Source organism: Streptomyces sp. NPDC101160 (assembly GCF_044768205.1).
Taxonomy (GTDB): domain Bacteria; phylum Actinomycetota; class Actinomycetes; order Streptomycetales; family Streptomycetaceae; genus Streptomyces.
Map to the genome: position 1 here is coordinate 167,758 of NZ_JBIWPJ010000003.1, position 12,457 is coordinate 180,214.

The 12,457-nt window shown below is 73.8% G+C and carries 13 protein-coding genes; 5 read left to right on the top strand and 8 right to left on the bottom strand.

Going from position 1 to position 12,457, the window contains the following annotated elements:
- Nucleotides 1-65 precede the first annotated feature (65 nt).
- Nucleotides 66-1,160, bottom strand: a complete 1,095-nt coding sequence (locus ACIRSU_RS10255) for a molybdopterin-dependent oxidoreductase (protein ID WP_403790520.1) — start codon at nucleotides 1,158-1,160, stop codon at nucleotides 66-68.
- A 406-nt stretch (nucleotides 1,161-1,566) separates the two neighbouring features.
- On the opposite strand from ACIRSU_RS10255, the gene ACIRSU_RS10260 reads away from it, so the two are divergent.
- The gene (locus tag ACIRSU_RS10260; protein ID WP_403790522.1) at nucleotides 1,567-2,148 is read left to right on the top strand and encodes a Type-2Aa cytolytic delta-endotoxin; all 582 of its coding nucleotides are present in this window, start codon (nucleotides 1,567-1,569) and stop codon (nucleotides 2,146-2,148) included.
- A gap of 97 nt (nucleotides 2,149-2,245) precedes the next feature.
- Nucleotides 2,246-3,424: an alpha-hydroxy-acid oxidizing protein gene (locus tag ACIRSU_RS10265; RefSeq protein WP_403790524.1), complete on the top strand. Its 1,179-nt coding sequence runs from the start codon at nucleotides 2,246-2,248 to the stop codon at nucleotides 3,422-3,424.
- 4 nt (nucleotides 3,425-3,428) lie between these two features.
- Here ACIRSU_RS10265 and ACIRSU_RS10270 read toward each other — a convergent pair whose 3' ends face one another.
- Both ACIRSU_RS10270 and ACIRSU_RS10275 read right to left on the bottom strand, forming a co-directional pair.
- Nucleotides 3,429-5,003 carry a serine/threonine-protein kinase gene (locus ACIRSU_RS10270; protein ID WP_403790525.1) on the bottom strand — a complete coding sequence of 525 codons (1,575 nt, stop codon included), beginning with the start codon at nucleotides 5,001-5,003 and terminating at the stop codon, nucleotides 3,429-3,431.
- Between the two features lie 74 nt (nucleotides 5,004-5,077).
- The gene (locus ACIRSU_RS10275) at nucleotides 5,078-5,977 is read right to left on the bottom strand and encodes an NAD(P)-dependent oxidoreductase (RefSeq protein ID WP_403790527.1); all 900 of its coding nucleotides are present in this window, start codon (nucleotides 5,975-5,977) and stop codon (nucleotides 5,078-5,080) included.
- A gap of 111 nt (nucleotides 5,978-6,088) precedes the next feature.
- Here ACIRSU_RS10275 and ACIRSU_RS10280 point away from each other — a divergent pair, with 111 nt between their 5' ends.
- Nucleotides 6,089-6,439 (top strand): winged helix-turn-helix transcriptional regulator, encoded by a 351-nt coding sequence (locus ACIRSU_RS10280; RefSeq protein ID WP_403791467.1) that lies wholly within the window; start codon nucleotides 6,089-6,091, stop codon nucleotides 6,437-6,439.
- A gap of 176 nt (nucleotides 6,440-6,615) precedes the next feature.
- Here ACIRSU_RS10280 and ACIRSU_RS10285 read toward each other — a convergent pair whose 3' ends face one another.
- The 4 genes from ACIRSU_RS10285 to ACIRSU_RS10300 form a co-directional block, all read right to left on the bottom strand.
- On the bottom strand, nucleotides 6,616-7,095 hold the full coding sequence (locus ACIRSU_RS10285; RefSeq protein WP_403790529.1) for a DUF6114 domain-containing protein: 480 nt from the start codon (nucleotides 7,093-7,095) through the stop codon (nucleotides 6,616-6,618).
- A gap of 2 nt (nucleotides 7,096-7,097) precedes the next feature.
- The gene (locus ACIRSU_RS10290) at nucleotides 7,098-7,733 is read right to left on the bottom strand and encodes a DUF6230 family protein (RefSeq protein ID WP_403790531.1); all 636 of its coding nucleotides are present in this window, start codon (nucleotides 7,731-7,733) and stop codon (nucleotides 7,098-7,100) included.
- Nucleotides 7,734-7,936: 203 nt separating this feature from the next.
- Nucleotides 7,937-8,638 carry a TetR/AcrR family transcriptional regulator gene (locus ACIRSU_RS10295; RefSeq protein ID WP_403790533.1) on the bottom strand — a complete coding sequence of 234 codons (702 nt, stop codon included), beginning with the start codon at nucleotides 8,636-8,638 and terminating at the stop codon, nucleotides 7,937-7,939.
- 148 nt (nucleotides 8,639-8,786) lie between these two features.
- On the bottom strand, nucleotides 8,787-8,912 hold the full coding sequence (locus tag ACIRSU_RS10300) for a hypothetical protein (RefSeq protein WP_403790535.1): 126 nt from the start codon (nucleotides 8,910-8,912) through the stop codon (nucleotides 8,787-8,789).
- A 186-nt stretch (nucleotides 8,913-9,098) separates the two neighbouring features.
- Here ACIRSU_RS10300 and ACIRSU_RS10305 point away from each other — a divergent pair, with 186 nt between their 5' ends.
- Complete coding sequence (locus tag ACIRSU_RS10305) at nucleotides 9,099-9,764, top strand: Tat pathway signal sequence domain protein (RefSeq protein WP_403790536.1); 666 nt, start codon at nucleotides 9,099-9,101, stop codon at nucleotides 9,762-9,764.
- Nucleotides 9,765-9,878: 114 nt separating this feature from the next.
- Here the strand turns inward: ACIRSU_RS10305 and ACIRSU_RS10310 are convergent, their stop codons facing one another.
- Nucleotides 9,879-11,342, bottom strand: coding sequence for an alpha/beta fold hydrolase (locus tag ACIRSU_RS10310; protein ID WP_403790538.1), 1,464 nt, complete (start codon nucleotides 11,340-11,342; stop codon nucleotides 9,879-9,881).
- A 127-nt stretch (nucleotides 11,343-11,469) separates the two neighbouring features.
- Here ACIRSU_RS10310 and ACIRSU_RS10315 point away from each other — a divergent pair, with 127 nt between their 5' ends.
- Complete coding sequence (locus ACIRSU_RS10315) at nucleotides 11,470-12,444, top strand: MerR family transcriptional regulator (protein WP_403790540.1); 975 nt, start codon at nucleotides 11,470-11,472, stop codon at nucleotides 12,442-12,444.
- The last annotated feature ends 13 nt before the right edge of the window (nucleotides 12,445-12,457 follow it).

Consider the following 12,457-nt stretch of genomic DNA (forward strand, 5'->3'; position numbering starts at 1 on the left):
TCTCCCGCACCCGCACCCGCAGCGCGCGGGGCACGCCGCCGGGGGCCTCACACCTTGCCGCGGCCTCAGACCACGACCACCTCGACGGCGGACACCGGATTGCAGCCGTAGCCGCGGGCGTTCCACGGCGCGTGCCGCGGCTGGGTCTCCCCGTGCGCGTCGGTCGCGCGGGCGAGCAGCCGGTAGCGGCCGGGGGAGCGCGGGGTCCAGCGGAACGACCAGTCGGTCCAGGCGTACGGCCCCGAGGGCGGCGTCAGGTCCGCGTCGTGCCAGTCGTCCGGCGCCTCGGCCGGCTCGTCCTCGTGCACCACCCGGACCTCGACCCGGCTCACCGGAACGCCGCTGCCCGCCCAGGCGTGCCCGCGCACCACGGTCTCCCGGCCGCGCCGCAGGTCCTCGTCCGGCTCGGGCTCGGTGATCAGCGACTTGACCCGCAGCGCGCCGACCGGCCCCTCGGCCCGGCCCTCGGCGTTCACGTACACGTACTCCTCGGCCTGGAACACGCCCGCGAACGGCTCCGTGACCGCCCGTACCCCTGTCAGCCACTTCACGTCCGCCACGGCGAAGTGTCCGGGCACCACCAGGCGCACCGGGGCGCCGTGTTCACGGCTGAGGGGCGCGCCGTCGAGCGCGGTGGCCAGGAGGGTGTCCGGGTGGAGGGCGACGGCGAGCGGGAGGCTGCGTTCGAAGGGGGCGCGGCGGCCGCGCACGGCCCCGGAGTCGGCGCCGGAGAACACGAACTCGACGGCCGCCGGGTCGACCCCGGCCCGCTCGGCGAGCAGCCGGAACGGCACGCCCGCGAAGCGGACGCAGCCCACCGCCCGCTGCCCCCAGGGCAGTCCGGGCGGCCGCGGGACCATCTGGGCGCGCCCGTTGCCCGCGCACTCGACGACCACGTCGAGCTCGGTGTGGGGGAGGGCGGCCAGCTCCCCGTACCCGAGGGTGTACGGGCTGCGCACGGCGCCCTCGAACCGCAGCCGCCAGTCGGCGGGCCGGAGGGCCGGGACGGAGAAGTGGTCGCGCACGAAGAGGGCGTCGGCGGGGGTGACCGGCGGGGCGAGCGCGGCCGACGGCGTCTGGGCGTTGTACGGGTCGGAGGTCACCGTCTCGGGGGACCAGGCGGTGGCGCCCGGCCCACGGGGGAGGACGGAGGCGCTCATGGTTCCTTCAGTCTGGGTCGCGCTTCGGGGCGGATCTGCGGGGACCTGCGGGGGATCCGCGAGGGACCTGCGGGGGATCTGCGGGGAGGGATCCGGAGCTGTACGTACCAATCATGACGAAGGTATTGACTTGGTGCGAATAGGGAGGAAGCTTGTCTGTACACCAGACAACCAGAGAGAGCCGCACCCGCCGACGGAGACGTCCGAAGGCCGGCGTGACCCCCGTTCTCGGCTCTGGCCAGGCCCCCGGCAGATCCTGCCGGTGACGCCGCCATCGGTGACGGCCGATGACCGCGCAACCGGACGAGGATGGCCGGGGACTGTCATGTCCGGGCCCGGTGCCCGTCCCGCTTCCCGCCTGCGGCATACTGACGCCTCCTTTCAACAGACTGTTTAAGGAGGAGCCTTGGCCGGCAGTTTCAAGACGGTCATCGAAGTGGGCCCCGCCCATGTCGCCCAGGCGGAGGGCCTGGCCGGCGCGTTCCAGGAAGCCATCGCGCCCGCCACCGTCAACTACGACTTCGAGCACATCCACGCGGCCGCGGCGGCGGTTCCGGACAGCACCGTCGTGAGGATGGTGCGCGGCTGGGGACTCCAGGAGCAGGCCCCCGTCCTGGTCATGGTGCTCTCCCTGAAGGAAGCGGTCCGCCAGGCGCTGCCGCCCGAGGCGGCGGAAGCCACCTTCTGGGAGACCATCGAGCGCGAACTCGTCGACGCCTTCACGGGCCTCGCCGCCCAGGAGGGCCGGCCGGGACTCTCGTACTACGAGGAGAGCCCGGACCGCACCCGCTACTACCAGGACCTGTTCTTCGCCCTCCAGGACGAGGAGACCGGCGGCTATCTCTACGCCGTCGCCTTCTGCGTCGATGTCACCATCGGCCTCGACAAGGCCCGCGTCGGCGCCCTCGGCATGACCGACACCGTCCCCTTCGCGATCCGGCTCAACGCGATCGTGGTCCGCCAGGAACTCCAGCCCGTCGCCGTCTGACCAGCCGCCAGGCCCGCCGTCCCGGGCCATGGTCAACCGCCCGTACCCGGCGGTAGCGTCGCTCTCCCGCGAAGACGCGTACGAGGCGAGGGGCACGATGAACCAGCGGTTCGGCGACTATCAGAACGAGATCTACCTGAGCGGCCTCTTCGGCACCCTGCCGAAGCTGCCCATGGACTTCGCCGGACTCGAACAGCGCGCCGCGGCCGCCCTCCCGGCGTCCGTCTGGTCCTACGTCGCCGGCGGCGCGGGTGACGAACACACCCAGCGCGCCAACGCCGAGGCGTTCCGGCACTGGGGCCTGGTGCCCCGGATGATGGTCGGCGCGACCGTACGCGACCTCACGGCCGACCTGTGCGGGATACCGCTGCCCGGCCCGCTCCTCATGGCGCCCGTCGGCGTCGTCGGCCTGTGCGCCCAGGACGGGCACGGCGACCTCGCCACCGCCCGGGCCGCGGCCCGTACCGGCGTCCCGATGATCGCCTCCACCCTGAGCGTCGACCCGCTGGAGGACGTCGCCGCCCGCTTCGGCGACACCCCGGGCCTCTTCCAGCTCTACACCCCGACCGACCGCGCCCTCGCCGAAAGCCTGGTGCGCCGCGCCGAGGCGGCCGGCTTCCGCGGCATCGTCGTCACCCTCGACACCTGGGTCACCGGCTGGCGCCCCCGCGACCTCGGCACCGCCAACTTCCCGCAGCTGCGCGGCCACTGCCTCGCCAACTACACCTCCGACCCGGTCTTTCGGGCCCGCCTCGCCAAGTCGCCCGAGGAGGATCCGCAGGCCGCCGTCCTGGAGTGGACCCGCATCTTCGGCAACCCGCTGACCTGGGACGACTTGCCCTGGCTGCGCTCGCTCACCGATCTGCCCGTCCTCCTCAAGGGCATCTGCCACCCCGAGGACGTCCGGCGCGCCCGCGACGGCGGCGTCGACGGCATCTACTGCTCCAACCACGGCGGCCGCCAGGCCAACGGCGGCCTGCCCGCCCTCGACGCCCTGCCGGACGTGGTCGCCGCCGCCGAAGGACTGCCCGTCGTCTTCGACTCCGGCGTACGCAGCGGCGCCGACGTCGTCAAGGCCCTCGCCCTCGGCGCCACCGCCGTCGCCGTCGGCCGCCCCTACGTCTACGGCCTGGCCCTCGACGGCACCGACGGCATCGTCCACGTCCTGCGCTCCCTGCTCGCCGAGGCCGACCTGCTGATGGCCGTGGACGGCTACCCGACTCTCGCGGACCTGCGGGCGGAGGGCGCGCTCCGCCGGGTCTTCCGCCGGGTCTGAAGTGCTACGAGGACGACAGCAGGGGAGGGGGCAGGCGATCGGCCAGGCCGCGCCAGATACGGAGGAGCGAGAAGGCGAGGACGAAGGGGGCGGTGGGCGCGCCGCCGAGCAGCACGGGCACCGTCACGAACATCAGCCAGGTCTCGCCTGCCTCTCCCGTGCCGCTGTCGAGGTACACGAACGAGAGTGTGTGCAGGGTCAGTACGGCCCCGGCAGCGATCCAGTGGACCCCTGTGGAGACCGTCAACGCGCGGAAGGCCCGCCGGGTGCCCCCGCTGAGGAGCAGGCGGGCCCGCCAGGAGTAGAGGACCGGCATCGCGACGACGACGAGCACGCCCACGGGCACGAGCCAGTCGGCGTTCATGGCCCATTCGTAGGCCGCGCCCCGGTTGCCGGCCTCTTGTGAAGGGTGCCGGAGCGAGCGTTCGACGAGCGAGGACCTGGACACCAGGTAGAGCACGAGGGGTATCAGGTAGAGGAGGCTGAAGAGCGGGTTGCCCAGTCCGTCCGTCACCTCGCGGCTGATCTGCGACCCGGCCGAAGGTCGCCGGACATCCTGGCCGGCGGCTCGGGCGCGTGACGGAGGCGGTGCCGGCGCTGCCGGACGTCGAGCGGTGCCGGACTCCGTGAGGACCGATGTCGGGGTGGGCGCCGGCACACGCGCCGTGGGCTCCTCGGCCGGTTCCGGCTCCTCGGCCTCCAGGTTCAGCAGGGCCTCCGCCTTCGCGGCGATCGTGGCGATCACCGGGCCGGGCAGCCAGCCGGCACCGGCCGCCGACGACCGTGCGCCGGCGACGGCGCGGAGCTCCGCCGGTGCGGGCCGGTCGGCGGCCGACTTCGCGAGGCAGTCGCGGACGACCTCCGCGAACCCCGGTTCGACTCCGTCGAGATCGGGTTCGTGGTGCACCACGCGATACAGCAGTTGGGCCAGTGAACCAGCGCCGAACGGCCCGCGCCCGGTGGCGGCGAAGCCGAGGACCGCGCCCAACGAGAACACGTCGCTCGGCGGACCGACCAGGTGGCCCTCGGCCTGCTCCGGCGACATGTAGCCAGGGGAGCCGATGACGAGACCGGTGCCGGTCAGGGCGGTCTCGTCGGCGGACCGGGCGATCCCGAAGTCGATGAGCAGCGGACCGGCCTGCGAGAGCAGTACGTTCGACGGCTTGACGTCACGGTGCACCAGACCGGCACTGTGCACACTCTCCAGAGCCTGCGCGAGCCCGCCGAGCAGCCGCCACAGCGCGGCCTCGGGCAGCGGCCCGTGCACGGTCACGGACTCCGAGAGCGCCGGGCCGGGCACGTAGGCGGTGGCCAGCCACGGTGTGCCGGCGTCCGGATCGGCGTCGAGCACCGGCACGGTACCGGCTCCGGCGAGCGCCTGGGCGGCCCGGACCTCCCGGGCGAAGCGCGCCCGGAACCCGGGATCGGCGGCGAACGCGCCGTGCACCATCTTCAGGGCCACGGTCCGCCCGCCGCGCGAGCGCCCGAGATAGACGACTCCCATGCCGCCCTCGCCCAGCCGGCCCAGGAGCCGGTAGGCGCCGAGGCGACGTGGATCGTCACCGGTCAGCGGCCGCACATGAACCCCCGATTCGCCATGTCCACCCGTCACTTGAGTGACAGTCAGAGCATGACACAGGCCACCGGGGATGGTTACCGGCGCCGGCCGAGGACCTCGGCGATCCGGGAGAAGCCGTCCGCGCCGTGGCCGAGTGCGACGGTGCGGCGGGCGAGGCCCTCGGCGGCGCGCATCACGCCCGCGTCGATGCCGTGCGCCTCGGACGCGTGCACGATGTGCGACATCGTGGAGACCGCCGAGGTCAGCGGGTTGCCCTCGCCGGAGAAACCGCCGTCCTCCACGTCCCCGGCCCACTCCTCGAACAGCGGCGGCAGGATCGCGCCGATGCCCTGGGCGAACGGGGCCAGTTCGCGCGGCGTGATGCCCTCCGCGCCGGCCACGGCGAGGGCGTGCACATAGCCGGCCATCGACGTCCAGAAGATGTCGAGCAGCGCGATGTCGTACGCGGCCGCCCGGCCGATGTCCGCGCCCAGGTGGCTGTGGGTGCCGCCGAGGACGTCGAGCACCGGGCGGTGCGCGCGGTACAGCTCCTCGGGGCCGCTGTGCAGGAACACCGCGTGCGGGGTGCCGATGGTGGGCGTCGGGGTCATGATGGCGCCGTCGAGATAGGCGATGCCGTGCTCGTCGGCCCAGCGCCCGGTGTCCCGGGCCCGCTCGGGGACGTCGGCGCTCAGGTTGACCAGGGTGCGCCCCTTGAGCGCCGCCGTGACGTCGCCCTGGCGCAGTACGGCGTCCGTGGCGTCGTAGTTGACCAGGCAGACCACGGTCAGCGGGCTCGCGGCGACCGCCTCGGCGGCGCTCGCCGCCCCGGTCGCACCCCGCTCGACCAGCTCGCGGTCCCGGCCCGGCGTACGGTTCCACACCGTCGTACGCACTCCGGCGGCGACGAACGCGCCGGCCAGCGCCCGGCCCATCGGGCCGAGCCCGAGCACGGTGACGGCGGACCCGGATGCGGGCAGCGGGGAAGAAGACATGACGGAACTCCCTTGTAGGTGAGGCAAGGTGTAAGTGAGCAAGGTGTGAGCGACGTGTGGGTACGGCACGGCCGGCCGGACGGCACGGCCGAGGAGCGGAGGACGGGACGGATGACGCGCGGGCGGGCCAGGGACACCGATGTGTGCGGCGTGACCGCAGCCGTCGCGGTGATCGACGGCAAGTGGAAGACCCTGCTGCTGTGGCTCCTGGAGGCCGGGCCGCAGCGGCCCGGCGAACTGCGCCGGACGATCCCGCAGATCAGCGAGAAGGTGCTGACCCAGGCGCTGCGGGAGATGGAGTCGGACGGTCTGGTGCACCGGGAGGTGTACGACGTGAAGCCGCCGAAGACCGTCTACTCGCTGACCGCCGAGGGCCGCGAGCTCTCCGAGGCGCTGGCCCCGGTCTCCGCGTGGGGCCATCGCCGGCTCGACCGGCTCGCCGCGGAGCGCGCCGTGTCCTGAGAGCGCCTTTCTGAGACTGCCTGTGTTCCTTGGCTGCTCCTTCCGGCTCTTCGCGGTCCGTTCCCTCGGTCGTGACCAGCCTCTCCCGGTGCCCGCGCGGCGACAAGTACCCACAAAAAAGTGGGTACGCGTGCGGCCCGCGCCGTGGCGCGGGCCGCACGCGGTCTCTTCCCGGTCTACTCGGTCGCCGGCTTCGGCTCCGTACGGGCGCCGCGGCGCCGCCGCCGGCCGCGCCGCGGCCGGTCGGGCAGCCAGCCGAAGGCCAGCGAGCTGCCGACCAGGCCGAGCAGCATCCCGACGAAGAACCCGCCGAGGTTCGACGTCACCCAGCTGGCGAGCGAAGCCAGCACGCCGATCACCGAATAGAACAGGCGCTGACGGGGGTTGAACACGATGAGCAGCCCGCAGACCAGCATCATGATCGGCAGGACGTAGCCGGCCAGGCTGTCGGCGCCGGCGGCGAGGATCACCGAGACGCTCGCCCGCTGGGTGAGCAGGATCTCCGCGCCGCCGAACGCCAGGGCGAGGCCCGCCCCGAAGGGGCGCCGGTGCCGCCAGCGCCGGAACGCGCGCCAGGGGTGCCGGCGGTCGTCCGAGGGCGCGCCCTCCGACGCTCCCGGGGCGTCCGCGACGGCCTCGTCCGTGCCCGCCGCCATGGTCAGCAGCCCTCCGAGCTGAAGTTCATGTGCAGGTCGGGCAGGGTGAAGCGGACGGCCGTGGTGGCGTAGTTGACCTGCCGCAGATCCCGCAGCTTCACCGTGTCCGCCTGCTGGCCGAACGAGCCCAGCGGACCCTTGACCGGCGGCTTCTCGAAGGTGCTGGCGTCCCCGCCGATCTCGATGTTGTCGAAGTCCGCCAGCTTGCCGGTGATGTCGGTCGAGTCGGTGGTCAGGCCGGACGCCTGGACCGGCGTGCCCTTGTTGCCCGCGGTGATGTGCAGATACGTGCCACCGAGCTCCACGCTCTGGCACAGGTTGGTGAGCTTCGCCTCGCGGATCGCGGTCACGATGGTCAGCACCTGGCCGCCGGTGTCGCCCGCGTTGGGGCTGCCCTCGGCCATGTTGTCCATCGCGCCGAACTGCCCGAAACCCTTGCCTTCCAGGGAGTCCGCCGAGACGACGAAGGGCATGCCGGAGATGGCGAACTGGGCGGCGAGCGCGCCCTGGGCGGTGAGCACCACGAGCGTGCTCGCGGCGAGGAACGCGGGGACGCCCATGAGGGCGGCGCGGCGGTAGCGGACCCCGCCCCGTCTGTCGGGGGAGTCGGGTCCGGTGGTTCCTTCGGACAGGGCCATGCGTTGCTCCTGACATCGATGAGGAAACAGAACGCGGCGTGTCCTGGCGCGGACGGTTCCCCCATCCACCTGGGTCTTCCCGGACTCGTGCGGAGGCGGCCGTGCCGCAGGGAACCGATTCGGACCGTACGCGTAGTGAGAAACCGCGTCAACTACCCAGTAACAAAAGCTTGTTGACGATCAGTCGCAAACGGGAAAGCGCTTCACGCGCGGGCTGCGAACGGCGCCACCACCACGTGCACGAGCACGTCCAGGAGCGGATCGGGGCCGGTGCCCGGACCGTCGCCGGCGGCCGCGAACCGGCCCTCGTCCACCGCCCGGTGCACCGCCGCGTACACCGCGCCCACCACCGTGTCCACCAGCTCGTCGCGCGCCACCCCCGGCGGGCCCGGCGGCGCGTCCGCGAAGAACGGGCGAAAACCGGCCAGAAATTCGGCCCTGGCGCGGCGCCCCGTCGGCCCCAGGCACTCGATCTCCACCGCCATCGCCGCGAAGACCGGCGTCTCGGCGAGGAGCGTGAGCAGCGCCCGCAGCCCGGCCCGCACCGCGGTGGGCCAGTCCGCCGCGCCGCCGGTCCCGTCGTACGCCCGCTGCATGGCCCGCACCACCGTCCGCGTACCGCCCCGGAAGGCGGCGAGCACCGCGTCCTCCTTGCCGGTGAACAGCTCGTAGAACACCGGCCGGGTCACTCCGGCGGCCCGGCAGATGTCACTGATCCGCGCCCCCGCGTAGCCGTTGGCCGCGACCGTGCGGGCCACACCGTCGAGCAGCCGCTCGCGCTGCCGCGAGGCCACCTCCTCGGGCGTCAGCCGGCGCGGGCCGGGGCGCAGCGAGCGCTCCGGCTCGCGGCCCGTGCGGGCCCCCGGCAGGACGAGTTCCTCCTCGGTGCCGCGAGCGCTCGTCATCGGCCACATCCCTCTGCGGTTGTTGACGTCACGGACTCGGCGGGATTACAACCCTCGTGGGTTTTCCTCTCGGTGCTCCGGGCGGACCCGGTGGAGCCGCACCCTCGTGGGACGGGATGCGCCGCCGCCGCGCCCCGCACACCGAGTATTACGCTCCACCCCGTATCGCGACACCGCTGCCGACGACGATCCGTGGCGCCGGATCGTCCCGGCGGTGGCCGTCGCCCCAGTGGCGCCGCCGCGTCACCACGTCACCGTTCACGTACGCACGCACGGCGTGCTCCTCGGTACGCCCCTGCCCGCATCCGCGGCCGTGCCTCGTCCCCGGTGCGTGATCCCCAGCGCGGCGCGCCTCCCCGTACCTCCTCGCGTGCCCACGTGCCCCCACGTGCGCACGCACCCACGCACCCTGCACGCCATCGAGTTCTTCCACCCTCCGCCACGTGCGAAAGGAACCCCCATGGACAAGCGTGCTCTCTCCGCGGCCTTCGGCGCCGCCGTCGCCGCCGTGCTCGCGGTGACCGCCTCCGCCTCCGCGACCGCCTCCGCAGGCGAGGTCCTCACCACCGGCAGCGCGGGCGGCACCGCGGTCGCCTCCGGTGACGTCCTCTCCGCCTCCCTGGTCTCCGGGACCAAGGCGAAGATCGCCACCACCGCCGGCGGCAGCACCGGCATCACCTGTTCGGCGTCGGCCTTCACGGCCACGGCGAACACCAACCCCGCCGCGCCCGGCACCGCCACCGAGACGGTCACCGCCCACACGCTCAGCACCTGCACCACCAACATCACGGGCGCGACCGGCGTGCAGAGCATCACCGTCAACAACCTGCCGTTCAACGCCTCGGTCACGTCCGGCGGTTCGCTCACCGTCACGGCGGGCGCCGCGGGCCCGATCCAGACCACCCTCAAGATCAACACGATCCTGGGCCTCACCACCTGCGTCTACCGGGCCGGCAGCCTCACGGCCACGCCGTCCAACACCGACAACTCGCTGAGCTTCACGGACCAGCTCTTCACCAAGTTCAGCGGCCCGAGCACCTGCCCGGGCAGCGGCTACTTCACCGCGAAGTACGGCCCGGTGCAGGACACCAGCCAGGCGGGCAGCCCGGTGGTGTTCGTCAACTGACGTACGGCGTGCGCTGACTTGACGCCCTGAGCAAGGGGGGCGGCTCCGGAGCCGGGGGCTACCGGGGCCGCCCCTTCGCCCTGCCCCGGTATCCGGGATGGACGCCCGGTGGCGTCAGGCGTTCAGCCGTGCGCCGACGGAGCGCATCGCCCGCTCCACCGCCTCCCGGGTCTCGTCGGTGTGGTCCAGGGTCTCGAAGCCGTGCCGGGCGAGCGGTACGTCGACGACGTCCAGCTCCGCCCCCGCCTTGCCGGCGGCGGTGACGAACTCCTCGACCGTCGCCGCGAACGCCGCGTGCTCCAGGCCCACCCGGGTCAGCACCACCGGCGGGCTCGACGCGCCCACGACCTCCGCCGGCCGGAACCGCGGGTCCACCACCCGCCACTCCGGCGGCGGCGCGAGCACCGGATACGTGAGCGCCACGCAGCGCAGCCAGGACGGCGGCTCGGCGAGCCACCGCGCCGACAGCAGCCCGCCGCCCGAGAAGAACCACAGTGCGATCCGGTCCCCGTCGACCCGCGGGTCCGCCCGCAGCAGCTCCACCGCCCCGGCCACGTCCTCCGCCGCCTGCGGATAGTCCGTCAGGTCGTGCAGCCGGTGGTCGACGGTGGCGCCGACGACGCCCCACGCGGCCGCGTACCGCCCGTACCCGAGGAACGTCGGGGTGTCGCGCGGGGTCGGCCGCTGGTCGGACGGGACCGGGCCGCCGTGCACGAACAGCACCGCGGGGCGCGGCCCGTCCGCCTCCGGGAGGTGCAGGTCGATCCGGCCCCGGCGCTCGCGCGGCCGCTCCGCCACGTCGAGCAGGAACTCCCCGCCATGCTCGGGTACGGACAGCCGCCGGCCCTCGTCCTTCGCCGCGCGCAGCAGGACGTCGGCGAGCGGGCCGGGCGCGGACAGCATCGGCCAGTGGCCGGTGTCCAGCTCGAAGAAACCCACGCGCGGGTCGGCGAGCACCCGGTACCGCGTCGGGCCCGTCGCCACCAGCAGCTCGACCATGCCGATCCCGGAGCCGTTCGCCGTGCACAGCACGCCCGTCGTCGGCCGGTCGAACGGGTTTCCCGTCAGCCGCAGCGGCTGCGTCAGCGTCCGCACCGGCTGCGGCACCGCCAGCCGGTCGAGCCGCTCCAGATCCGCCTCGCCCAGGCCCGCCGTGCTGCCCCACCGCCGCCACCCGTCCCCACGCGGCGCCGGCACGAGCCCGTCCGCCCCGGCCCCTTCGACGGCGGCGGCATCCGGCACGGCCGCGAGCGCCGTGTCCCCGTCGCCCGGCATCCCGGCGTCCAGGTACACCACCCGCGCGACGCGCCCCGAGCGCCGGTCGGCGGCCCCGAGCACCGGATGGATCCCGTAGTCGTGCCCGACGAGCACCACCTCCTCACCCGCCCCGACCCGGTCGACCACCCGCACCACGTCCCCGATGTGCGCCTCCAGGTCCACCTCCTGACCCCCGCCGCCGTCCATCCCGGCGAGCGTCACCCCGTACGCCTCGCACCCGGCGGCCCGCAACCGCCCGACGACCTCCTGCCACACCCACCCTCCGGTGAACGGCCCGGACACCAACACGAAAGCGGTCATGACGCCCTCCTTTTACTTCACACCGATCGCTTCGGCCGCGCCGCGGCGGCCGCCGGAACGGTAGGAACTCCCGCAGGGGGAGCTTCAAGAGGACCCGGCGTCCGGCCTGCGGGTAGCGTTGCGTCACATGCACGCCGACGACGACAGCGGGACCTGGAGCATCGGGGAACTCGCCGAGCGGGCGGGGGTCACCGTCAAGACCGTGCGCTTCTACTCCGACCGCGGGCTGCTGCCCGAGGCCGGGCGGAGCGGCGGCGGGCACCGGCGGTACGGCCAGGGAGCCCTGGAGCGGCTGCGGGTCATCCGGGCGCTACGGGGCCTCGACCTGCCGGTGGCGGCCGTGGGACGGGTGCTCGACGAGGAGGACGCGCTGGAGGACGTGGTCGCGGGGCAACTCGGCGAAGTGGCCGACCGGATCGCCGCGTTGCGCTGGCGGGAGGCGTCGCTGCGACTGCTCCAGGACTGCACCGCGCAGGAGCGCGCCGAGCGGCTGCGGCTGCTCGCGGCCGTGTCCGCGCCGCCCGACACGACGACGCTCGCCCGCTTCTGGCGCCGCACCCTTCCCGTACGGTTCCCGGCGAAGCTGGCGGCGGCGGTCGTGGACGCGGCCGTGCCACCGCTGCCGGAGGACCCCGCCCCCGCGCAGGTGCTGGCCCTCGCGCGGCTCCTGGAACTGGTCTCCCAGGCCCCCGCGCCCGCCGTGCACCTGGCGGACCTCCCGCACCGGCCGACCGTCCTGTACGAAGGGCTCGCCGAGGCTTACGAGCTAGGGACCCGGGAGATGGCGGCCGGCGGCCCGCCGGCCCCGGGTGCGGCGCTCGACGGCTTCGTCGCCGCGTACGCGAGCGCGCTCGGCGCCCGCGACACCCGGGCCTTCCGGCGACGGCTCGCCGGCCTGATGATCAGCGGCGCCGATCCGCTGATCGGCCGCTACTGGCAGCTGGCGGGCGAGGTGGCCGGCGAGCGGGCCGGCCCCACGGTGGGGGCGGTACACGGCTGGCTGTGCGTGGCTTTGAAGACCGGCCTGAGGGTCGGGTCGGCCCATGGACCGGTGGGCCCGGGGACCGGCCTGGCGAACCCCTGGGCGAGCCGGAGCAGTTGACCGCACCGGGCGA

What these genes read in the sequence shown, in the direction of transcription:
- ACIRSU_RS10255 (WP_403790520.1), bottom strand. Translation starts at nt 1,160, where the DNA reads ATGAGCGCCTCCGTCCTCCCCCGTGGGCCGGGCGCCACCGCCTGGTCC.
- ACIRSU_RS10265 (WP_403790524.1), top strand. Translation starts at nt 2,246, where the DNA reads ATGAACCAGCGGTTCGGCGACTATCAGAACGAGATCTACCTGAGCGGC.
- ACIRSU_RS10275 (WP_403790527.1), bottom strand. Translation starts at nt 5,977, where the DNA reads ATGTCTTCTTCCCCGCTGCCCGCATCCGGGTCCGCCGTCACCGTGCTC.
- ACIRSU_RS10280 (WP_403791467.1), top strand. Translation starts at nt 6,089, where the DNA reads ATGACGCGCGGGCGGGCCAGGGACACCGATGTGTGCGGCGTGACCGCA.
- ACIRSU_RS10285 (WP_403790529.1), bottom strand. Translation starts at nt 7,095, where the DNA reads ATGGCGGCGGGCACGGACGAGGCCGTCGCGGACGCCCCGGGAGCGTCG.
- ACIRSU_RS10290 (WP_403790531.1), bottom strand. Translation starts at nt 7,733, where the DNA reads ATGGCCCTGTCCGAAGGAACCACCGGACCCGACTCCCCCGACAGACGG.
- ACIRSU_RS10295 (WP_403790533.1), bottom strand. Translation starts at nt 8,638, where the DNA reads ATGACGAGCGCTCGCGGCACCGAGGAGGAACTCGTCCTGCCGGGGGCC.
- ACIRSU_RS10305 (WP_403790536.1), top strand. Translation starts at nt 9,099, where the DNA reads ATGGACAAGCGTGCTCTCTCCGCGGCCTTCGGCGCCGCCGTCGCCGCC.
- ACIRSU_RS10310 (WP_403790538.1), bottom strand. Translation starts at nt 11,342, where the DNA reads ATGACCGCTTTCGTGTTGGTGTCCGGGCCGTTCACCGGAGGGTGGGTG.
- ACIRSU_RS10315 (WP_403790540.1), top strand. Translation starts at nt 11,470, where the DNA reads ATGCACGCCGACGACGACAGCGGGACCTGGAGCATCGGGGAACTCGCC.